The 21432-nt window shown below is 70.5% G+C and carries 23 protein-coding genes; 11 read left to right on the plus strand and 12 right to left on the minus strand.

Annotation, left to right across the window (positions count from 1 at the left end):
* Positions 1–8 precede the first annotated feature (8 nt).
* Positions 9–491, minus strand: a complete 483-nt coding sequence (locus tag AB0N22_RS00440) for a nucleoside deaminase (RefSeq protein ID WP_364634518.1) — start codon at positions 489–491, stop codon at positions 9–11.
* A gap of 45 nt (positions 492–536) precedes the next feature.
* On the opposite strand from AB0N22_RS00440, the gene ilvA reads away from it, so the two are divergent.
* Positions 537–1727, plus strand: a complete 1191-nt coding sequence (gene ilvA, locus AB0N22_RS00445) for a threonine ammonia-lyase (protein ID WP_364634521.1) — start codon at positions 537–539, stop codon at positions 1725–1727.
* 152 nt (positions 1728–1879) lie between these two features.
* Here ilvA and greA read toward each other — a convergent pair whose 3' ends face one another.
* The 3 genes from greA to AB0N22_RS00460 all read right to left on the minus strand — a co-directional run bounded on the left by greA (position 1880) and on the right by AB0N22_RS00460 (position 3683).
* Positions 1880–2383, minus strand: a complete 504-nt coding sequence (gene greA, locus AB0N22_RS00450) for a transcription elongation factor GreA (protein ID WP_364634524.1) — start codon at positions 2381–2383, stop codon at positions 1880–1882.
* Between the two features lie 63 nt (positions 2384–2446).
* A complete protein-coding gene (locus AB0N22_RS00455; protein ID WP_364634527.1) occupies positions 2447–2824 on the minus strand; it encodes a DUF4307 domain-containing protein in 378 nt (125 codons plus the stop codon).
* A 13-nt stretch (positions 2825–2837) separates the two neighbouring features.
* Positions 2838–3683 (minus strand): SDR family NAD(P)-dependent oxidoreductase, encoded by an 846-nt coding sequence (locus tag AB0N22_RS00460; protein WP_364634530.1) that lies wholly within the window; start codon positions 3681–3683, stop codon positions 2838–2840.
* An 87-nt stretch (positions 3684–3770) separates the two neighbouring features.
* On the opposite strand from AB0N22_RS00460, the gene mca reads away from it, so the two are divergent.
* The 3 genes from mca to AB0N22_RS00475 all read left to right on the plus strand — a co-directional run bounded on the left by mca (position 3771) and on the right by AB0N22_RS00475 (position 6958).
* A complete protein-coding gene (gene mca, locus AB0N22_RS00465; RefSeq protein WP_364634533.1) occupies positions 3771–4643 on the plus strand; it encodes a mycothiol conjugate amidase Mca in 873 nt (290 codons plus the stop codon).
* An 86-nt stretch (positions 4644–4729) separates the two neighbouring features.
* On the plus strand, positions 4730–4915 hold the full coding sequence (locus tag AB0N22_RS00470; RefSeq protein ID WP_364634536.1) for a hypothetical protein: 186 nt from the start codon (positions 4730–4732) through the stop codon (positions 4913–4915).
* A 66-nt stretch (positions 4916–4981) separates the two neighbouring features.
* Complete coding sequence (locus AB0N22_RS00475; protein WP_364634539.1) at positions 4982–6958, plus strand: thioredoxin domain-containing protein; 1977 nt, start codon at positions 4982–4984, stop codon at positions 6956–6958.
* Here the strand turns inward: AB0N22_RS00475 and AB0N22_RS00480 are convergent.
* A complete protein-coding gene (locus tag AB0N22_RS00480) occupies positions 6955–7656 on the minus strand; it encodes a hemolysin III family protein (RefSeq protein ID WP_364634542.1) in 702 nt (233 codons plus the stop codon). The two genes, AB0N22_RS00475 and AB0N22_RS00480, sit on opposite strands and share 4 nt — an antisense overlap.
* Before the next feature lie 86 nt (positions 7657–7742).
* On the opposite strand from AB0N22_RS00480, the gene AB0N22_RS00485 reads away from it, so the two are divergent.
* The 7 genes from AB0N22_RS00485 to AB0N22_RS00515 all read left to right on the plus strand — a co-directional run bounded on the left by AB0N22_RS00485 (position 7743) and on the right by AB0N22_RS00515 (position 15618).
* Positions 7743–8504, plus strand: coding sequence for an isoprenyl transferase (locus AB0N22_RS00485; RefSeq protein ID WP_364634545.1), 762 nt, complete (start codon positions 7743–7745; stop codon positions 8502–8504).
* Positions 8505–8679: 175 nt separating this feature from the next.
* Positions 8680–10008, plus strand: coding sequence for a PhoH family protein (locus AB0N22_RS00490; protein ID WP_364634548.1), 1329 nt, complete (start codon positions 8680–8682; stop codon positions 10006–10008).
* A gap of 124 nt (positions 10009–10132) precedes the next feature.
* On the plus strand, positions 10133–11332 hold the full coding sequence (locus tag AB0N22_RS00495) for an extracellular solute-binding protein (RefSeq protein ID WP_364634551.1): 1200 nt from the start codon (positions 10133–10135) through the stop codon (positions 11330–11332).
* Positions 11329–12150, plus strand: a complete 822-nt coding sequence (locus AB0N22_RS00500) for a sugar ABC transporter permease (RefSeq protein ID WP_364634554.1) — start codon at positions 11329–11331, stop codon at positions 12148–12150. The genes AB0N22_RS00495 and AB0N22_RS00500 overlap by 4 nt, the downstream gene beginning before the upstream one ends.
* Entirely contained in the window at positions 12147–13127 is a 981-nt protein-coding gene (locus tag AB0N22_RS00505; protein ID WP_364634557.1) for an ABC transporter permease subunit, read from the plus strand. The genes AB0N22_RS00500 and AB0N22_RS00505 overlap by 4 nt, the downstream gene beginning before the upstream one ends.
* Positions 13124–14290, plus strand: coding sequence for an ABC transporter ATP-binding protein (locus AB0N22_RS00510; RefSeq protein WP_364634559.1), 1167 nt, complete (start codon positions 13124–13126; stop codon positions 14288–14290). The genes AB0N22_RS00505 and AB0N22_RS00510 overlap by 4 nt, the downstream gene beginning before the upstream one ends.
* Positions 14287–15618, plus strand: coding sequence for a DUF2079 domain-containing protein (locus AB0N22_RS00515; RefSeq protein ID WP_364634562.1), 1332 nt, complete (start codon positions 14287–14289; stop codon positions 15616–15618). Before AB0N22_RS00510 ends, AB0N22_RS00515 begins: the two co-directional genes overlap by 4 nt.
* 4 nt (positions 15619–15622) lie before the next feature.
* Here AB0N22_RS00515 and AB0N22_RS00520 read toward each other — a convergent pair whose 3' ends face one another.
* The 7 genes from AB0N22_RS00520 to AB0N22_RS00550 form a co-directional block, all read right to left on the minus strand.
* Entirely contained in the window at positions 15623–17008 is a 1386-nt protein-coding gene (locus tag AB0N22_RS00520; protein ID WP_364634565.1) for a class II fumarate hydratase, read from the minus strand.
* Between the two features lie 50 nt (positions 17009–17058).
* Positions 17059–17700 (minus strand): maleylpyruvate isomerase N-terminal domain-containing protein, encoded by a 642-nt coding sequence (locus AB0N22_RS00525; RefSeq protein WP_364634568.1) that lies wholly within the window; start codon positions 17698–17700, stop codon positions 17059–17061.
* 10 nt (positions 17701–17710) lie between these two features.
* Positions 17711–18346 (minus strand): hypothetical protein, encoded by a 636-nt coding sequence (locus tag AB0N22_RS00530; protein WP_364634571.1) that lies wholly within the window; start codon positions 18344–18346, stop codon positions 17711–17713.
* Positions 18347–18455: 109 nt separating this feature from the next.
* Positions 18456–19499, minus strand: coding sequence for an ATP-binding cassette domain-containing protein (locus tag AB0N22_RS00535; RefSeq protein ID WP_364634574.1), 1044 nt, complete (start codon positions 19497–19499; stop codon positions 18456–18458).
* The gene (locus AB0N22_RS00540; RefSeq protein ID WP_364634577.1) at positions 19496–20275 is read right to left on the minus strand and encodes an ABC transporter permease; all 780 of its coding nucleotides are present in this window, start codon (positions 20273–20275) and stop codon (positions 19496–19498) included. Before AB0N22_RS00540 ends, AB0N22_RS00535 begins: the two co-directional genes overlap by 4 nt.
* On the minus strand, positions 20272–21018 hold the full coding sequence (gene modA / locus AB0N22_RS00545) for a molybdate ABC transporter substrate-binding protein (RefSeq protein WP_364634580.1): 747 nt from the start codon (positions 21016–21018) through the stop codon (positions 20272–20274). The genes AB0N22_RS00540 and modA overlap by 4 nt, the downstream gene beginning before the upstream one ends.
* Positions 21015–21416: a TOBE domain-containing protein gene (locus AB0N22_RS00550; protein ID WP_364634583.1), complete on the minus strand. Its 402-nt coding sequence runs from the start codon at positions 21414–21416 to the stop codon at positions 21015–21017. Before AB0N22_RS00550 ends, modA begins: the two co-directional genes overlap by 4 nt.
* Positions 21417–21432: the final 16 nt, after the last annotated feature.

Genomic DNA, 21432 nt, shown 5'->3' on the forward strand with positions numbered 1-21432 from the left:
CCAAATGGTCAGCGGCTGAGGCGGTAGCGACGGTGCAGCTCGTGCACCTCCTCGTCGAGACCGGCGACGGGACCCTCGACCTCCACGTTCGGCGCGACCTCCTGGACGGGTATCGGGCGTACGGGCGAGGGGCCGACTCCGAGATCGGTGAGCCACGCGCTGGTCTGGGCTGACGAGCTCGCGAAGACGATCCTGCCGAGACCGACCCAGCCATGGGCCGCAGCGCACATGGGGCAGTGCTCGCCAGAGGTGTAGACCGTGGCGGCCGCACGCTCCACGGCGTCGAGGTGTCCGGCGGCCCAGCGGGCAAGGGCGAGCTCGGGGTGGCGCGTCTGGTCGGCCTCCGAGGTCTCGCGGTTGCGGTCCTCTGCGAGCATCGCGCCGTCGCTCCCGACGAGGACCGACCCGAACGGCTCGTCCCCGGCCTCGATCGCCTCGGCGGCGAGCTCGAGGCAGCGGCGCAGGTGCTTCAGGTCGGTCTCGGTCACCATGGGTCGACCGTACCGCCGGACCCCACGAGCCACTACGTTGGTGAGGTGGATCTGAATGACGTGAGGGCCGCCCGGCAGCTTCTCGAGGGAGTGGCCGAGGTGACGCCCATGGCGCACTCACGCTGGCTGAGCTCGCGGACCGGCACGCAGGTCTACCTCAAGGCCGAGAACCTGCAGCGGACCGGGTCGTTCAAGATCCGCGGCGGCTACGTCCGCATCTCCCGGCTCAGCGAGGACGAGCGTTCACGTGGCGTCGTCGCTGCGAGCGCGGGCAACCACGCGCAGGGGGTGGCGCTGGCGGCGTCGCTGCTCGGGATCAAGGCCACGATCTTCATGCCGGTCGGCGCGGCGCTGCCCAAGGTCGCGGCGACCGAGGGCTACGGCGCCGACATCCACTTCCACGGCGCCGGCGTCACCGAGGCGCTCGTGGCGGCGCGGGAGTTCGCCGAGCGTACGGGCGCGGTCCTGATCCACCCGTTCGACCACGAGGACATCATCGCGGGACAGGGCACGATCGGGCTCGAGATCCTCGAGCAGTGCCCCGACGTCAGGACGATCCTGGTGCCGCTGGGCGGCGGGGGCCTCGCTGCCGGCATCGCGTTGCTGCGCACCGAGCGCCCCGACCTGCGGGTCATCGGGGTCCAGGCCAAGGACGCCGCCGCCTACCCACCGTCCCTGGCCGCCGGCAGGCCGACGACCTCGCCGATGGGGATCACCATGGCCGACGGCATCTCGGTCGCGCTGCCCGGCGACATCCCCTTCGGCATCCTCGAGGCGTTGTGCGACGAGGTGCTCACGGTCAGCGAGGACTCGATGAGCAGCGCGTTGATCTCGCTGCTGGAGCGGTCCAAGCTGCTGGTGGAGCCGGCCGGCGCCGCTGCGGTCGCGGCGATCCTGGAGCAGCCGGACGCCTTCGAGGGGCCCGTCGTGGCGGTGCTGTCCGGCGGCAACATCGACGCGCTGGTGCTGCTCGACGTGATCCGGCACGGCCTCGCCGCCGCGGGTCGGTTCCTGCTGTTCCGTGCCCGCATCGCCGATCGTCCCGGTGGGCTGATGCGCCTGCTGACCGACCTCGCCGAGATGCAGGTCAACGTGCTCAACGTCAACCACGACCGGGCGGCCGAGAACCTCGGCGTCGGGCAGGTCGACGTCGACGTCCAGGTCGCGACGCGTGGCCCGCAGCACCGCTCAGAGGTGCGCGACCGCCTGCTCGAGCTCGGCTACGAGCTCGTCTGACCCGCTCACCGGGGCCCTGGGGAGCGGTGCCTTGATCGGCCAACGCGGTCAGGAGCGGTGAGCTGATCGGCCTGCCGTTGCCCTGAAAGCCGATTGACCCACCGCTCTGCAGCCGGAAGGCCGACTGACCCACCGCCCGGGTAGGGGCGGGGTCAGAACGGCTTGGCGTCGACGACCTCGACGGTGAGGTTCTTGCCGTTGGGTGCCTCGTAGGTCGCCTCGGCGCCCTTGCGCTTGCCGAGGATCGCGGCGCCGAGCGGCGACGTGGGGGAGTAGACGTCGATGTCGACGCTGGAGTCCATGCTGAGGAGCTCGCGCGAGCCCAGCAGGAACTGCTCGGTGTCGGTGTCGCCCTTGAAGCGGATCGTGACGATCATGCCGGCCTCGACCAGGCCGTCGTCGGCAGGCTTGTCGCCGACCTCGGCGCGTCGCAGCATGTCCTCGAGCTGGCGGATGCGGGCCTCGGTCTTGCCCTGCTCCTCGCGGGCGGCGTGATAGCCGCCGTTCTCCTTGAGGTCACCCTCGTCACGTGCTGCGGCGATCTTGGCGGTGATGTCGGCGCGCACGTCGCCCTTGAGGTGCTCGAGCTCCTGCTGCAGGCGGTCGTACGCCTCGCGGGTCACCCAGATGGTGTCGGTCTCGGTGGGCTGAGTCATTGAGCGCTCCTTTACGTGCTGCACCCCAGGCGTACGCCCGGGGTGAACTTCTCACGTTAGCACTCAAGCCCGAGGTTCACACGTCCTCAGCACACCCGTGACAGCCTTGCGCTCGGTCTGGACGTCGATCGTGATGCGGGTCTTTTCGTCCTTGGATGCCGGGACGTCGACGGTCTTCTCGCCGACGATGGAGTGGTCCGCGGCCTGCGCGTAGACCGTGCAGCGCACGTCCAGCGGATCGGGCCGGATGACGTCGACCGTCAAGGTCACGAGGTGCTCGCCCTTGACGTCGTAGCCCCACAGCTGGCCCTTGACGGGCTCGTCCTGGAAGCCGACCCACGCCGCGAACGAGATGCCCAGGGCGATGCCGACCGCTGCGACGGCGGGCCAGAACCAGCGCGGTCGCGTGCGGGTCCCGTAGCGGGAGCTGAGGTCGGTCACGCCAGCCATTGTCTCAGGAGCCGAACATCTGCTTCCGGACGGCCTTGTCGAACGTCCGGTACGGCAGCAGGCCCGACGCGGCGGCGATCATCTTGGCCTCGGTGCCGACGAGGTACTCCGCCTTGGCCCGTCGCGCGAACACCGCGTGGTGCGCGGCCTCGGCGACCTTCGACGCCGGGATGCCGCCGTTGCGCGCGTCCTTGGAGATCGAGCGCATGGACTCGAAGGCCGAGCCGTAGAGCTCGACCGCGCGCGGCGGGAGGGCGCCCACGATGGTGTCGATGTCGTCGGTCGCCTTGTCCCAGATCGGCGTCGAGACAGTGGCGGGGGCGAGCACCGAGACGCCGATGCCCCACGGCTTGAGCTCCCGGCGCAGGGACTCGGCCATGCCGTTGAGGGCATGCTTGGAGGCGGCGTACGGGCCGATGAGCGGTGCGGCCATGCGTCCCGCGACGGAGCTCGTGAACACGATGCGGCCCTTGCCGTGCTGGCGCAGCAGGGGCAGGAACGCCTGCGTCACGGCGAGCTGGCCGACGACGTTGACCTCGAGCTGGCGGCGCAGCTCGTCGAGGTCGAGGAACTCCAGCGGTCCGCCGACGGCGATGCCGGCATTGTTGACGATGCCCCGCAGGCGCGTCGTGCCGAGTGCCGCGCTCACGACCTCGGCAGCGGCGTGTGCCTCCTCGGCCGAGGTGACGTCGAGGCGTACGGGCGTGACGAGGGGGTGCTCCTCGACGGTCGACAGGTCGCGGACAGCGGCGAACACGCGGATCCCGTTGGCGGCGAAGGTGTCGACCATGGCCTTGCCGATCCCGGTCGATGCTCCGGTCACGATCACGGCGTCGGCGGGTGATGTCATACCGCGAGTATTGCGGACGGAACACCCGGCGCGTCCATGATGTTGGTGACAGTGCGAGGATTTTGCTCGAGCCTTCGAAGGAGAACTGTGGTCGACCAGCTGCGCCTCATGCACGTGCACGCCCATCCCGACGACGAGTCGAGCAAGGGCGCGGCATCGACTGCGAAGTACGTCGCCGAGGGGGTCGACGTCCACGTCGTCACGTGCACCGGCGGCGAGCGCGGCTCGATCCTCAACCCGGGGTTCGAGCACCCCGGCATCCTCGACAACCCCGAGCTCATCTCGGAGATCCGCCGTGAGGAGATGGACCGGGCCCGCGAGATCCTCGGGGTCAAGCAGGACTGGCTGGGGTTCGTCGACTCCGGCTGGCCCGAGGGCGACCCCAAGCCGCCACTGCCCGAGGGGTGCTTCGCCCTCGTGCCGATCGAGGAGGCCGCCGAGCCGCTCGTCCGCCTGATCCGCTCGTTCAGGCCGCACGTCCTCACGACGTACGACGAGAACGGCGGCTACCCGCACCCCGACCACATCAAGTGCCACGAGATCAGCGTGTACGCCTACGAGGCGGCGGCCGACCCGGAGCGCTATCCCGACGCCGGTGAGCCCTGGCAGGTGTCCAAGCTCTACTACCACCTCAGCTGGAGCTACGCCCGCATGAAGGCGATCGACGACGAGATGACCAAGCACGGCCTGGAGAACCCGTTTGCCGAGCGCCTGGAGTCGTGGGAGCGCAAGCCCGAGGATGAGGAGCGGCTGACGACCCGCGTGGAGTGCGCCGAGTACTTCGGCGTGCGCGATGCGGCCCTGCTGGCGCATGCGACGCAGATCGATCCCAACGGCTTCTGGTTCGCGATCCCGCACCAGGTGCAGGAGGAGGCGTGGCCGACTGAGGACTATCAGCTCGTCGACTCCAAGGTCGAGACCAGCGTGCCCGAGGACGACCTGTTCGCCGGACTGCGCTGACCGTCCGAGATCTGGATCCCGCAGCACCACGAATCCTCCACAGGTGGTGCAGGAGGATCCACATCTGGGGCGACTAGGCTGAAGGCATGAACGTGTATGCGATCGCAGCCTTCGTCACGGCCGAACCGGCCTTCTCCAAGGAGGACGTCAAGCCCGGCTGGGTCGCTCTGGGCATCGTCGTCGCACTGTGCGTCGCGACCTACTTCCTGGCGCGCTCGTTCCTCAAGCACTCCAAGAGGGCCCAGCAGCCTTGGGAGGGCGAGGACCGCTAGCGGTTCACAGCCGCGGGTCGACATCCGCGAAAGGCGAGGTGCGAATCACGCGCCTAGGCTGGCGGTATGCCGAACCGTCTCGCTCAGGCCACGAGTCCGTACCTGCAGCAGCACGCCGACAACCCGGTCGACTGGTGGGAGTGGAGCGACGAGGCCCTGGCCGTCGCGCAGGAGCTGGACCGCCCGATCCTGCTGAGCGTGGGCTATGCCGCGTGCCACTGGTGCCACGTCATGGCGCACGAGTCGTTCGAGGACCCGACGACGGCGGCGTACATGAACGACCACTTCGTCAACATCAAGGTCGACCGCGAGGAACGCCCCGACATCGACGCGGTGTACATGAAGGCGACGACGGCGATGACGGGTCAGGGCGGCTGGCCGATGACCTGCATCCTGACGCCGACGGGTGAGCCGTTCTTCGCCGGGACGTACTTCCCGCCGGAGCCGCGGCAGGGCGCGCCGGCGTTCACACAGGTGCTGCAGGCGCTCACAGAGGCCTGGCGCGACCGACGCGACGACGTGCTCAAGGTGAGCAACGACGTGCTGGCCCACCTCCAGCAGAACGCCGACACGGCCGGCAGCGCCTTGGAGCCCGCGGAGCTGGACGCCGCCGTCGACGAGCTCGTGAAGCAGTACGACGCCGAGGCCGGCGGGTTCGGGGCGAGCCCGAAGTTCCCACCGTCGATGGTGCTGGAGTTCCTGCTCCGCAACATCGCCCGTACGGGGTCGGAGCAGGCGCTCGGGATGGTCGCCGGGACGTGCGAGGCCATGGCCCGGGGCGGCATGTACGACCAGCTGTCGGGCGGCTTCGCCCGCTACAGCGTCGACCGATTCTGGCGGGTGCCGCACTTCGAGAAGATGCTCTACGACAACGCCCTGCTGCTCCGGGTTTACATGCACTGGTGGCGGCAGACCGGTTCACCGCTGGCCGAGCGCATCGCTCGGGAGACCGCTCGGTTCATGCTCGACGAGCTGCGTACGCCCGAGGGCGGGTTCGCCTCGGCCCTGGATGCCGACAGCGACGGGCACGAGGGCACGTTCTACGTCTGGAACCCGAACCAGCTGATGCGGGTGCTCGGCGCCGAGGACGGCGCCTGGGCGGCGCAGCTGCTCGGGGTCACGGGGCCAGGCACGTTCGAGCGGGGGTTCTCGACCCTGCAGCTGCGCATCGACCCCGACGACGAGGCCCGATGGGAGCGCGTACGCACCCGGCTCCTGGAGGCCCGGGCCGAACGCACCAGACCGGCGCGCGACGACAAGGTGGTGGCGTCGTGGAACGGCCTGGCCATCACGGCGCTGGCCGAGGCCGCGGTGCTGCTGGACGAGCCCGACTTCGCCGACGCGGCCGTGGCGGCGGCGCAGCTGCTTGTCGACGTGCACCTCGGGGACCGCTTCGCGCGGACCTCTCGCGACGGCATCGCGGGTGCCAACTCGGCGGTGCTGGAGGACCACGGAGCCGTCGCCGAGGCGTTCATCGCGGTGCTCGGCATCACCGGCGACGCGGTGTGGCTGGGCCGGGCCCGCGAGCTGCTCGACCGGGTCGTCGACCACTTCGCCGATGCTGAGGGCGGCTTCTTCGACACCGCCGACGACGCCGAGTCCCTCGTCGTCCGACCCAAGGACGCGTCGGACAACGCCTACCCGTCCGGCACGTCGGCGGCCGTCGCTGCGCTGATCGCGTTCGCCGCGGTCACCGGGGAGCACCGCTACCGCGCTGCCGCCGAGTCCGGCATCGCGTCGGCGGCCAACATCGCGACGCAGGTCCCGCGCTTCGCGGGCTGGACCCTCGCGGCCGCCGAGGCCGTGCTCGCCGGACCGCTCGAGATCGCCGTGGTCGGACCGCCCGACGGGCGCACGGACCTGCACCGGGCCGCCCTGCGGCTGACCTCGCCGGGAGCCGTGGTGCTCGCCGGCGACGTGGGCCTCGACGTGCCGCTTTTCGAGCAGCGCGACCTGGTCGACGGGCAGCCGGCGGCGTACGTCTGCGAGGGATTCGTGTGCCGCAGGCCCGTCACGACGGTTGAGGCGCTGACCGAGCTCTAGTGCTTCTGGTAGGCCAGCAGGCTGACGCCGATGTAGTGCACGATGAACGCCGCGATCGTGAAGGCGTGGAAGATCTCGTGGAAGCCGAAGTACGTCGGTGACGGGTCGGGCCACTTGAAGCCGTACACGACGGCGCCGATCGAGTAGAGCACGCCACCCGTGACGAGCAGCACGAGGACCGCCGTCGAGGCGTTGTCGACGAACTCGGGGAAGTAGAGCACCGCCGCCCAGCCGAGCAGGAGGTAGAGCGGGACATACAGCCAGCGCGGCGCGCCGATCCAGAAGATCTTGAACGCGACGCCCAGCAGGGCGCCACCCCACACGAGGGTCAGCATGATCGCGGCGTGCTCGTCCGACAGCAGGAGGAGCGAGAACGGCGTGTAGGAGCCGGCGATCAGCAAGAAGATGTTGGCGTGGTCGAAGCGCTTCCAGAAGCCCTTGACGCGGTCGCTCCAGGTGCCACGGTGATACACCGCGCTGACGCCGAACAGCAGCATCGAGCTGACCATGAACACGGCGACGCCGACGCGCACCCTGATGTCCTCGGAGATCACGAGCATCACGATGAACGCGAAGAACGCCAGCGGCAGCGTGACGGCGTGCAGCCACCCACGCAGCTTCGGCTTGATCTCGTCGACGGTCTCCCGGATTCGGTCCGTGGCCTCGTGCACGATGCTCTCTTGCTCACGGTCGGTCATGCGCTCAGCGTAGGCCACCACCGCTCACCGGCAGACCGGTGGCAACGGCGCCGAGCGAGGACTGTGGTGAGCGTTACGCTCGGACCATGGGAGTCAGTGACCTCGCCTACGGCGTGTACGAGCGGCGGCTCGTCAAGAGCCTCGATCCGGCCCGTCTGCCCCACCACGTCGGGGCCATCGTCGACGGCAACCGGCGCTGGGCCAAGGGCGCGGGGACCCGCTTCGAGCAGGGCTACCAGGCCGGCGCCGACAAGATCTCGGAGTTCGCCCAGTGGTGTGACGAGCTGGGGGTCGAGATCGTCACGCTGTGGCTCCTGTCCACCGACAACCTGCAGCGGTCGCCCCAGGAGGTCGGCAGCATCCTCGCGGCGGTCGAGGGGCTGATGGAGAAGCTCGCCGCCGAGCGGCGATGGTCGCTCGCGGTGATCGGCAACCTCGACATGCTGCCGGCGGAGTCCGCCGGACGCATGAAGCGGCTCGCGGACTCGACGTCCGACGTCCAGGGCATGCGGGTCAACATCTGCGTCGGCTACGGCGGACGCCAGGAGCTCACCGACGCGATGCGGTCACTGCTGCTCGACCAGGCGGCCAAGGGTCGCAGCCTCACCGAGGTCGCCGGCACGCTCGAGGTCGACGACATCGCCGAGCACCTCTACACCAAGGGCCAGCCCGACCCCGACCTCGTCATCCGGACGTCGGGGGAGCAGCGGCTGTCGGGGTTCTTGCTGTGGCAGAGCGTGCACTCGGAGTTCTACTTCAGCGACGCGCTGTGGCCCGCGTTCCGGCACGTCGACTTCCTGCGCGCCATGCGTTCGTACGCTGCCCGGGAGCGCCGCTTCGGCCACTAGGCCACCGCTCATCGATTGTTCACACGCTCGTGACCTGCTGTCAGCGTGTCGCGCCGGAATTCCTCGAACTGCGGTCGTACGTTCGAGATGTGTTGATGCTCGCCCCTGAGCCCCGATTTCCAGCCCACGAGTAGGGCCGGCGCAGGGTGCGCGCGGGCTCGTTGAGGAGACAGTTGTGGCCGCAACGCGCACCAAGAAGCCGAGCACGAGCCCCGTCCGCCGCACGTACGTCCTGGACACCAGCGTCCTGCTCGCGGACCCCAACGCGGTCAACCGCTTCCACGAGCACGAGGTGGTCATCCCTGTCGTGGTGATCACCGAGCTGGAGGGCAAGCGGCACGATCCCGAGCTCGGCTACTTCGCCCGCAGCGCGCTGCGGTTCCTCGACGACCTCCGCGTCCTGCACGGCACCCTCGACGTGCCGCTGCCGATCGGCGACGAGGGCGGCACGATCCGGGTCGAGCTCAACCACACCGACTCCTCGTCGCTGCCGTCGGGCTTCCGCCTCGGCGACAACGACACCCGGATCCTGTCGGTCGCCCGCAACCTCGCCAACGAGGGCTGCGACGTCACGATCGTCTCCAAGGACCTGCCGATGCGGGTCAAGGCCTCAGCCGTCGGACTCGTCGCCGAGGAGTACCGCGCCGAGCTCGCCCTCGAGTCGGGCTGGACCGGCATGCGCGAGCTCGAGGTCGACAGCATCGACCTCGACACGCTGTACGAGAGCGGCACGCTCGACCTCCCCGAGGCCCGCGAGCTGCCGTGCCACACCGGGCTGGTCCTGCTGTCCGACAAGGGCAGCGGCCTCGGTCGCGTCTCCGCCGACAAGGAGGTGCAGCTCGTGCGCGGCGACCGTGACGCGTTCGGCATCCACGGCCGGTCGGCCGAGCAGCGGGTCGCGCTCGACCTGCTGCTGGACCCCGACATCGGCATCGTGTCGCTCGGCGGTCGCGCCGGCACGGGCAAGTCGGCCCTCGCGCTCTGCGCCGGACTGGAGGCGACGATGGAGCGCGGCCAGCACAAGAAGGTCGTCATCTTCCGCCCGCTCTACGCCGTCGGCGGCCAGGAGCTCGGCTACCTCCCGGGCAGCGAGTCCGAGAAGATGGGCCCTTGGGGGCAGGCGGTGTTCGACACCCTGGGAGCCGTGACGTCGCCCGCGGTCATCGACGAGATCCTCGACCGGGGCATGCTCGAGGTGCTGCCCCTGACCCACATCCGCGGCCGGTCGCTGCACGACTCCTACGTCATCGTCGACGAGGCCCAGTCCCTCGAGCGCAACGTCCTGCTCACCGTGCTGTCGCGCATCGGGGCCAACTCCAAGGTGGTCCTCACGCATGACGTCGCGCAGCGCGACAACCTGCGGGTCGGCCGCCACGACGGGGTCGTCGCCGTGGTCGAGAAGCTCAAGGGCCACCCGCTCTTCGCCCACGTCACGCTGACCCGTTCCGAGCGCTCGCCGGTGGCCGCACTCGTGACGGAGATGCTCGAAGACGTCACCTTGTGACGTGAGTCAACGCAAGTGACGGAGGGGCCTTTCCCGGTATGACCGGGGAGGGCCCCTCCTCTGTGGCAAAGTTGCGCTCGTGAACGCACCAGGGAGGGTATGGGCACGCGCGGCAGCCGCTGCCTTGCTGTGTGCTCTGGCCGCGTGTGGATCGTCGGGCGCCAAGCCCGATCCCACGCCCACCCTCACCTGGTACGTCGGCCCCGATCGTGCCGATCTCGACGGCCTGGCGCGCACGTGCACCTCGCAGGCCGGTGGTGCGTACGACATCAGGGTCGAGCAGCTCCCTGCCGACGTCAGCGCGCGGCACGCGCTGCTCGTGCGCCGGCTGCAGGCCAAGGACACCTCGATCGACATCCTGAGCCTCGACTCGGCGTTCACGGCCGAGTTCGCCGCCGCGCAGTATCTCGCCCCGCTGCCCGAGGAGCTCAAGGGCGAGCTCGGCAAGGACATCGCCCCGGCTGCGCTGGCCGCCGCGACGTACGACGGACAGCTCGCCGTCGCGCCGTGGTGGTTCGACCCGCAGCTGCTCTGGTACCGCGGCAACGTCGCCGAACGGGCCGGCCTCGACACCACGAAGCCGATCAGCTGGGACGACCTCGTCGCGGGGGCCGAGCGGATCGGCGTGACGATCCAGATCGCCGACGAGGGCGGCACCGGGCTCGCCCAGTGGGTCAACGCCCTGGTGGCAGGGGCCGGCGGGACGCTCGTCAAGGGCACGGGCCGCGACGCCGAGGTCGGCCTCGACACTCCTGCCGGACGGACCGCCGCCTCGGTCGTCGAGTTCTACCTCGACTCCGGCCGCGGACCGGGTCCGACGGCCGACGCGCTCAAGAAGTTCGCCGCCCCCGACGGTGGCTTCCTGCTCGCACCCAGCTCGGTGATCTCCGATCCCGACGTCGCTGCCGTGGCGTCCGACATGGCCTGGACCGCATACCCGACCGTCACCGACACGAGCGTCGCCCCGCTGTCGGGCGTGGGTCTCGCGGTGCCGCTGTACGCGCCACGCTCCGAGCTGTCCTACCAGGCGATCACGTGCCTGACGTCCCCCACCGTGCTCAGCTCGATCATGGCGGCCGCCGGCCACAGCGCCAGCCGCCTGACGACGTACGACGACCCCGCAGTCAAGCGGTCCTACCCGATGGCCGCGGTGACGCGGCCTGCGGTCCAGTCCGGCACGACGCTGCCCGTGACCCCCTACTGGCAGGTCGCGCAGTCGGCGCTCGACGACACCTGGCTGCCCCTGAGCGACTTCTCCCAGGACACGACGCTGGAGCGCTCGCAGAAGGCCCTGCGTGCCGCCATCGCCGGAGAGCTGCCGTGAAGGGCTGGCGCTGGCTCGCACCGGCCGTCCTGGTCCTGCTGGCCATCACCGGGTGGCCGCTCGGCCGCGGCATCTGGCTGTCGTTGCACTCCGCGCCGCTGACCAACCCCGACGCCCGTACGTTCGTGGGTCCCGACAACTACGTCGAGGTGCTGACCAACCGGTCGTGGTGGCTGGCGGTCGCCGCGACGCTCGTCATCGTCCTGGTCGTCGTCGCGCTGCAGCTGCTGATCGGCTTGGCGTTCGCGGTGGCCCTGCGGCGGCTGACGCTGCTGTGGCCGGTCACCCGCGTCCTCGTGCTGGTGCCGTTCGCCCTGCTCGCGGTGGTGTCGGCCGTCGTCTGGCGCGACGCCGTCACGACCGGGTTCGCCGTCGACTGGTTCCAGCTCGGCGAGGTGGGCCCGTTCGGACAGCTGGTCGGTGTCACGGTCGGTGAGCTCTGGCGCGGCACCGGCATCACGGCGTTGATCCTGCTCGCCGGCCTGCTGCGGGTCCCCAGCTCCCTGCTGGCGGCCGCGACCGCCGACGGTGCCACCCCGTGGCAGCGGTCCCGCCGGGTCGTCCTGCCGGCGATGGGCCCGGCGATCGCTGTCGCCGCGACCTATCGGGCGCTCGACACGTTCCGCATCCTCGAGGGACCGTTGCTGGTCGACGAGCCCGGCGCCTCGATCCGCACGGCACCCCTGCTGGTCTGGGACACGACGTTCACGTCGCTCGAGCTGGGTCTTGGCGCTGCGATGTCGATGGTCCTCCTGGTCGTGATGCTGCTGATGGCGGCGATCATGGTCCCGCTGTTCCGGGTGAGGAGGGTCGTGTGACGCCGTCCGTGCGCTCGCGCCTCTGGGCTTCGGGCATCGCCTTCGTGCTCGGGTTCGCCGTGGCCAACTACGGCATCATCCGCGTCTCGCGACCCGATCTCTGGCTGTGGCTCGGATTCGCGGTGATCCTGATGCTCACCAGCGCCGCCGGCATCCTGTTCGCCGACACCCGGCGGTCACTGTCGATCTGGTCGCTCATCGGCATCGAGCTGTTCGCCGCATTCACCCTGGTGCCGCTGCTGTGGACCTTCACCGTCGCGACCGCGCCGCAGGGCACGTCACCCCGCACCGTGTGGCCGCAGGAGATCAGCTGGGCGGCGTTCGACGGGGCGCTGCACTCGCAGATCCTGCAGGACGCCGCGGTCACCTCAGTCGTCGTCGCCGGGATCGCCACAGCCGTCGCCATGCCGCTGGCGATCGCGGCGGCGTACGCGCTGGTGCGTCTCCCGGTCCGCGCCCGCCGCCTCGCATACGGCCTGTTCGTCGCTGCGTTGCTGGTGCCGCTGCTCGCCCTGGCCGGTCCGATCACCGACCAGGTCATCGCCCTGGACCGCTACGGATCGCGGATGGCGTTGGTCCCGCCGGCCCTCGTGATCACCCTGCCCCTGGCGACCTGGCTGTGCGTCACGGTCCTGCGCGACGTGCCGTGGTCGCTGCGCGAGTCCGTACGTGCCGACGGTGCGACGTGGCTGCAGTCCTTCCTGCGGTTCGCCCTGCCGAACGTCCTGCCGGGAGTCTTCGTCGCCACCGCGCTGGTGTTCGTGGCTGCGTGCAACGACTTCGTGCTGGGCGCCGCGCTCGCGACCGACGACGACTCGCGGCCGTTCCCGGCGACCCTCATGCTCGCGACCGGCCAGCTCGAGACGTCGAGCTCGGCCGTCGTCGCGGCGGGGCTGCTGTGGCTCGTGCCGGTCGTCCTGCTGCTCCTCGTGTTCCCGCGCCGGATCACTCAACTCCTGGGAAGGTCCTACCGATGACCTCGATCGAAGTCCGCAACCTGACGCGCGACGGCGGCGGCGACCGGCCGCTGCTCGACGACATCAGCCTCACCGTGCCGTCGGGCGAGACGCTCGCGATCACCGGCCCCTCCGGCGCCGGCAAGAGCCTCCTGCTGCGGACGCTGATCGGGCTCGAGGAGCAGACCTCCGGCGACATCCTCATCGACGACGTCGTGGTGAACGCCGCGGGCCCGCGTCGCCGCGACCTCGCGATGGTGTTTCAGGACTTCGCGCTGCACCCGCACCTCGACGTGTTCGACAACCTCGCGTTCGCCGCGACGCTGCGACGGGGCTACGACCGCCGTGAGCTGTCCGAGCGCATCAACGAGGTCGCCGACCTGCTCGCGCTCGGCGAGCTGCTGGACCTCAAGCCGGCCGACCTCGACGACGCGCAGCGCCAACGGGTCGCGCTCGGTCGCTCGCTGGTGCGCGACGCCAAGGCGTACCTCCTGGATGCGCCGTTCTCGCAGCAGTCCGAGCGGGTGCGCACTCAGGTGCGGTCCGTCACGAGCCAGTGGCAGCAGGAGAACGAGCGCACCTCGATCTTCACGACCAACGACGTCGCCGAGGCGCTGAGCACCGCTGATCGCGTCGCGGTGATGCACCAGGGCTTCATCCACCAGGTCGGCACCCCCCGCGACCTCTACGAGCGGCCGGCCGACATGTTCGTCGCCGGCTACCTCGGGTCGCCGCCGATGAACCTCGTGCCGGCGTTCCCGATGAACCGGCAGCTGGTCATGCCGCTGGCCACGATGCTGCTCGACGACGACCTGCTCGAGCGCATCGGCGAGCGCGGCGTCGTCGTGGCGGGCATCCGCCCCGAGTACTGCTACGACGCGACGGGGCAGGGTGGGCGCGAGGTGACCGACCGGGTCGAGTTCACGACCCGCATCGACGACGTCGAGTGGCGCGGCAGCAGCCAGTTCGCCTACCTCGGCTACGAGATCGCGCCGGAGGTCGAGGACCTGCTCAACGAGGTCGAGGACCTGCTGGAGTTCGACCTGTTCCAGAACTTCCTGGTCGCCGAGCTCGCCCCTGAGAGCACGCTGCGCCCCGGCATGTCGATCCGCGTCGTCATCCCACGGCAGAGGGTGCACGTGTTCGATCCCGAGACGGGTGAGAACCTCACGCTCGCCCGATGACCTCGACGTCGCGCGGCCAGCGACTCCTCGCCGGGCTGCTCGCCGTCGCCGTGGGCGCGGCGTACGGCGTGCTGACGCTGATGCGCTACCGGCGCTTCACGATCTCGTCGTGGGACCACGCCATCTTCGAGCAGGCGGTCAAGGGCTACGCGAGGCCCGGAGCGCCGATCGTCGACGTCAAGGGTCCGGGCTTCAACATCCTCGGCGACCACTTCTCTCCGATCGACGCGCTGATCGCGCCGTTCTACCGGGTCTTCCCGTCGGCTCAGACGATCCTGCTGGCTCAGGTCGTGCTGATCGCGGTCTCCGTGGCGGTGATCGCCCTCGTGGCGATGCGTCACCTGGGCACGGTGACGGGCGCGGTGATCGGTCTCGCGTACGGGCTCTCGTTCGGGTTGCAGTCCGGGGTCGAGGCCGAGTTCCACGAGGTGGCATTCGGCGCCCCGCTGCTCGCGCTGGCCGGCGCGGCGTACGTCGACCGGCGCTTTCGCGCGGTCGTCCTGTGGTCGCTGCCGTTGCTGCTGGTCAAGGAGGACCTCGGCCTGACCGTCGCGGTCATCGGTGGTGTCCTGTGGCTCGCGGGGGAGCGCCGGCGGGGCCTCCAGCTCGTCGGCGTCGGTCTCGTCGCGATGGCGTTCATCGTGCTGGTCATCGTGCCGGCCTTCAATCCCGGCGACACGTACGCCTACACGTCGTCGCTGGGCGGTGACCGCGGCATCCTGACGACGCTGCTCGACGGGACGGACCGCAAGCTCGCCACGGTCGCGCTGACGGTCGGGATCACCGGGCTGGCCGCCCTCGCGTCACCCTGGGTGCTGCTGGTGCTGCCGACGTTCGCGTGGCGCTTCGCCGGCGACAACGCGTACTACTGGGGCACCGAGTGGCACTACTCGATGCTGCCGATGCCGATCGTGTTCATCGCGATGATCGACGCGATGCGTCGCCGGCCCCCACTGCGGTGGGCCACGGTCGCGGCGGTCGTCGTCACGGCGTTCACGCTGGTCGGCTCGCCGCTGGCGACCCTGCTCGACTCCGAGACGTACGACGAGGCGCCGCGCGCCGACGCCGCCCGCGAGGTCATCGCCGCAGTGCCCGACGGCGCGACGGTCGAGACCGACATCGCGATGATGAGCCACCTCGTCACCGACCACACCGTCTACTGGTGGGGCACGATCGGCGACGAGGTCGACCCGGCGTACGTCCTGTTCGACGCCGGTGCCGGGATCGGCTCACCCACCGACGTCGTCGGCTATGCCGAGGACACCCACGGTGGGACGTACGAGCTGGTCTACAACCGCGACGGCTACCTGCTGGCGAAGCGCCGCTGACCAGTCAGGGGTGGGTCATGGACATGACGTCGAGCGCCTTGTCCAGGTCGGCCTCGCTGATCTCGCCACGCTCGACGAAGCCCATCTCGACGACGACCTGCCGGATCGTCTTCTTCTCCTTGACCGAGGTCTTGGCGACCTTGGCGGCGTTCTCGTAGCCGATGAACCGGTTGAGGGGCGTGACGACCGACGGGGACGACTCGGCGAGCTCGAGGCACCGCTCCTCGTTGGCGGTGATGCCGTCGATGCAGCGGTCGGCGAGCACCCGCGACGCGTTGCCGAGCAGTCGCATCGACTCCAGGATGTTGCGGCCGATCACGGGCAGCATGACGTTGAGCTCGAACGAGCCGGACGCGCCGGCCGTCGCGATCGTCGCGTCGTTGCCGATGACCTGGGCGGCGACCATCAACGTGGCCTCCGGCAGGACCGGGTTGACCTTGCCCGGCATGATGCTGGATCCGGGCTGCAGGTCGGGCAGGGCGATCTCGCCGAGGCCCGTGCGCGGCCCGGATCCCATCCAGCGCAGGTCGTTGCAGATCTTGGTCAGGCTGACCGCGATCGTCCGCAGCTGCCCGGACATCTCGACCAGGCCGTCCCGGGCGCTCTGCGCCTCGAAGTGGTCGACCGCCTCGGTGATGGGCAGGCCGGTGTTCTCGGCCAGGATCTCGATGACGCGCTGGGGGAAGCCGATCGGCGTGTTGATGCCGGTGCCGACGGCCGTGCCCCCGAGCGGCACCTCGGCCGTACGGGCGAGGGACGACTCGACGCGCTCGATGCCACGGCGGATCTGCGCCGCGTAGCCGCCGAACTCCTGGCCCAGCGTGACCGGCGTGGCGTCCATGAGGTGCGTACGACCGGACTTGACGACGCTCGCGAACTCGGCGGCCTTGGCCTCGAGCGACGTGGCGAGGTGGTCGAGGGCGGGGACGAGCTCGTTGGTGGCCGAGGCGGTGGCCGCGACGTGGATCGACGTCGGGAACACGTCGTTGGAGGACTGGCTGGCGTTGACGTGGTCGTTCGGGTGCACGTCCTTGCCGAGGGACTTCGTGGCGAGGGTCGCCAGCACCTCGTTGGTGTTCATGTTGCTCGACGTGCCCGACCCGGTCTGGAACACGTCGATCGGGAACTGCGCGTCGTGCGCGCCCGTGGCGACCTCCTCGGCGGCGGCGACGATCGCGTCGGCGATGTCCTGATCGAGGATGCCGAGCTCGGCGTTGGCCTTGGCGCAGGCGGCCTTGATCTGGGCCAGGGCGCGGATCTGCGCGGGCTCGATCGGGGTGCCGGAGATCGGGAAGTTCTCGACGGCGCGCTGGGTCTGGGCTCGCCAGAGGGCGTCGGCGGGGACGCGGACCTCGCCCATGGTGTCGTGCTCGATGCGGTATTCGGTCATGCTGCCGACGATATCGCTGCTGCCCGTACGCGTGCCCGGCAGGCGGGCGTTCAGAAGGCCGAGATCGACTCCGGTGCCCGCTGGGGTCGGCTGAGGGCGCGGATCACCGCGGACTGCCCGTGGCGGCGCATCGCGACCCCGCCGAGCAGGTCGACGACGTGCGCGGCGACCGTGCCGGGGAAGTCCGGTGTCGGCAGCCCGACGCTCGCCGCGAGGTCGTCGGAGTGCACGACGAGCTCCATCGCTCGCGTCACCAGGAAGTCGTCGGTCGTCAGCGCCCAGCCCTGCCAGGGGATGAACATCGTGTCGGGCTCGCGGGGCGCCCGGAGGAGCTGCGGCAACCGGTCGAGCAGCGGCGCGACCTCAGCCAGCACGGCGTCGCGCCCTGCCGTCGCGGCGTCGTTGCCGCCGTCGCGGATCGAGGTGTTGGCCTCGTCCTCGGCGTCCGACGTGACCCAGTCTGCGCGAGCGTAGTGGTCGAGCAGCGGGATCGGCTCGTGGTCGGTGGGTGGCTGGCCGAGGATGCCGGCGATGTGCCGCGCCTGGCCGAGCAGGTGGTGGGTCAGCCCGCCCACCGTCATGCCGGCGCAGGCGCTCTCGTCCTCCCAGGCGGCGGCCACCTCCGGAGAGCTCGCGAGGTCGTACGCGGTGCGGCAGGCGGTGACGACCTCGGTGCGGTCCAGCGGTTCCATGTCCTCGACGTTAGCCGTCGGCGCCGACGGCGTCGCGTCGGGTTCCGGACACGATCCAGTAGTGCTCGGCGCGGCCTTGCAGCGTCACCGGGACGGCTTCCTCGCGTACGTCCGACAGCACGGCGGAGAGCCGTGCGACGAGGTCCTCGGACGCCGCCATCGACCAGACGCACAGGTGTCCGCCGGGTCGCAGACGGTTCGCGCAGACGTCGATGAACTCGCTGCCGTAGACGGCGGCGTTGGCGTCGTGCACGAGGAAGTCCGGTCCGTTGTCGACGTCCAGGACGATCGCGTCGAGCGAGGCGGGCTGGTCGGCGACCGCATCACGCACGTCGCCGACCGCGACGCGCACCCGGCCGTCCGCCAGGAGGTCGGCGCCCGGGATCTCTCCGGTGCGCATCCAGTCCACGATCTCGGGGTGCAGCTCGGCGACGACGACGCGGGTGACCTGCGGCGAGGCCAGCAGCGCGCGCAGGGTGTAGCCGAGCCCGAGACCCCCGACGAGGACCTCGCGGGCCCCCAGCTCGATCACTGTACGGGCGAGCGCCACCTCCGACGAGGTCTCGACGTCGTCCATGACGAACACGCCGTTGACCCGCAGCTCGAGGGCGCCGTCGTCGCGCCGCCGCCACGTGGGCCCAGTCATGCCCCCACCCTAGGAGACCTCGCTGAGCGTGACGTTCGGGTCGGGGGTCAGCGGCGTCTCGCGACCAGAACGTCACGCCCAGCGAGGTCCGGGCGGGGTCCGGGCGGTTCTAGGCGGGGTAGATCGAGACCTCGCTCGCCTTGACGACGAGGAAGACGTCCCTGCCCGGCGCGAGGCCCAGCTCGGCGACCACCGGGAGCGTCACGTCGGCGCTGAGCTCGTCCGTGCGTACGCGCACCTGGGCGCCGCGGGGCTCGAGCTCCCGGATCGTCGCGGCGAACACGTTGCGTGGGCTGCCCGCCGGTCGCTCGGCGTACACGCCGACCGCGCTGGGGTTGAACACCGCCACGGCGTCGCTGCCGTCGGACAGCGGTACGTCCGACAGTCCGGCGACCAGCGACCCCCCCGGCGTGTGCACGGTGCCGGCGGCGGACCTCCCGCGCATCAGGTTGAGTCCGGCGATGCCCGCCCCGAAGGTGCTGCGCGGGCGCTCGAGCACGTCTCTGGTCGCTCCCTCCTCGACGATGCGGCCGCCCTCCATGACCAGCACGCGGTCCGCGAGCAGCAGCGCGTCGAGCACGTCGTGCGTCACGATGATCGCGCTGCGGCCGGCCAGCACCCCCTTGAGCAGCTGGCGCAAGGCGGGAACGACCGTGATGTCGAGGGCCGCCATCGGCTCGTCGAGCAGCAGCAGTCGTGGCTCGGCGGCGAGCGCCCGCGCGACCGCGATGCGCTGCGCCTGACCGCCGGACAGCTCAGCGGGGCGGCGGGCACCGAGGCCGGCCGCGTCCACCGCCTGCAGCCACCGGCTGGCGGCGGCACGCGACTGTGATCGCGTACGCCCGGCGCTGCGCGGGCCGAACGCGACGTTGTCGACCACGGTCAGGTGCGGGAACAGCAGCGGGTCCTGGGCCAGCAGCGCGGTTCCCCGTGCGTGCGGCGGTTGCCAGGTCCCGGCCGTGGTGTCGAACAGGACCTCGTCGTCGAGCGTCGCCCGCCCGGAGTCCGGCCGCAGGACCCCTGCGATCGCGGCGAGCACGGTGGACTTGCCGGCACCGTTGGGCCCGAGGATCGCGACGACCTCGCCCGGAGCGACCTCGAGCGACACCTCGACCGCGCGGTCGTCCATCGTCGCCTCGACCTGCAGGCTCACAGCGCGCTGCTCCGTGTGCCCCGCACGAGACCGATGACCAGCACCGCCACGACGACCAGCACGAGCGAGAGGGCGACGGCGGCATCAGGGTCGGTCTCGCGCTGCAGGTAGATCTCGAGCGGCAGGGTCCGGGTGACTCCCTCGAGGCTGCCGGCGAAGGTGATCGTCGCGCCGAACTCGCCCAGCGCGCGGGCGAACGACAGGACGGCTCCGGCCGCCAGGCCCGGCAGCACCAGGGGAAGCGTCACCCGCCGCAGGACCGTGGTCGGACGCGCGCCCAAGGTCGCGGCGACCACCTCGTAACGCTCGCCGGCCGTCCGCAGCGTGCCCTCGAGGCTCACGACCATGAACGGGAGGGCGACGAAGGTCTGCGCGATGACGACGGCGGCCGTCGAGAACGCGACCTGCAGCCCCAGCACCTCGATGGTCTCGCCCAGCAGCCCGCGACGGCCGAAGGTGTAGAGCAGCGCGATGCCCCCGACGACCGGCGGCAGCACCAGCGGCAGGAGCACCAGCGACCGCAGCGCCGACAACCCGCGGAACGACGCACGCGCGAGGACCAGCGCCATGGGCACGCCCAGGACGATGCACAGCAGCGTGCTCACGGCGGACGTGCGCAGGCTCAACCACAGGGCCGCTCGCGACGAGTCGGACGTGATCAGCGAGAAGAAGTCGCCCCACTGCACACGGGTCGCGAGGGCGACGAGCGGCAGCACGATGACTGCCGCGCCGAGGGCAGCCGGCACGAGGACCCAGCGGGGCAGACCGGTGCTCACGGCGTGGCGAACCCGGCCTCTGCGAGAACCGCCGCGCCGTCCGGTCCCGCGACGTACGCCGCGAATGCTCTGGCGAGCTTCGCGTGCTTGCTTCCTGCGAGGGTGGCGATGGGGTAGGTGTTGACGACGTCGGCGGACTCGGGGAAGGGGACACCGCGGACCTGGTCACCAGCTGCCTTGACGTCCGTGACGTAGACGAGACCGGCGTCGGCCTCTCCGGAGATGACCTTGCCGAGCACGTCGGCCACGGACTGCTCCTCGCTGACCGGCCTGATGTCGATGCCGGCCACCTTCTCGACGCCCACGGCAGCAGCGCCGCACGGCACCTCAGCGGCGCACACGACGACCCTGACGTCCGAGCTCACCAGGTCATCGAGCGAGTCGACCTCGGCGGGGTTGCCAGGTGGGGTCGCGATCTCGAGCGAGTTCTTCGCGAAGTCCACCGGGGCGCCTGCGACGAGGCCGTCGGCCATGGCCTTGTCCATGTTCCTGGTGTCGGCGGAGGCGAAGACGTCGGCGGGCGCACCCTGCTGGATCTGGGCGACGAGGTCGGCCGAACCGGCGAAGCTGAACGTCACCGAGACGTCATCGTTCTCGGCCTCGAACTGCCTGCCGATCTCGGTGAACGAGCCCTTGAGGGAGGCCGCGGCGAACACCGTGATCGTCGTCCGGTCGGGGCTGTCGTCGGTGCCGCAGGCGACCAAGCACGCCAGCAGCAGGGGCAGGACGACGAGGCGCCTCATGAGGCGCCCTCGAGCGTCTCGATCACGACGTTCGTCGACTTGATCACGGCCACGGCGACCGTGCCCGGCTCGAGGCCGAGCTCGTCGACCGCCTCGCTGCTCATGAGCGACACGACGCGGAACGGCCCGCACTGCAGCTCGACCTGCGCCATAACGGCGTCGGCCTTGACCGCGGTCACGAGACCGACGAACCGGTTGCGTGCGGAGCTGCTCGTCGACGCATCCGGAGCAGCACCCGCCTGGGCCTTGGCGAACGTGGCGAGGTCGCGCCCCTCGATCGCCATGCGACCGGCGGCATCGGTCACCGAGGCGAGGCTGCCCGCGCTGATCCAGCGGCGGACGGTGTCGTCGCTGACCCCGAGGAAGCGGGCGGCATCAGAGATGCGTACGTGCGGCATGCCTCGAACTCTAGGG

This window comes from Aeromicrobium sp. NPDC092404 (assembly GCF_040684095.1).
Taxonomy (GTDB): domain Bacteria; phylum Actinomycetota; class Actinomycetes; order Propionibacteriales; family Nocardioidaceae; genus Aeromicrobium.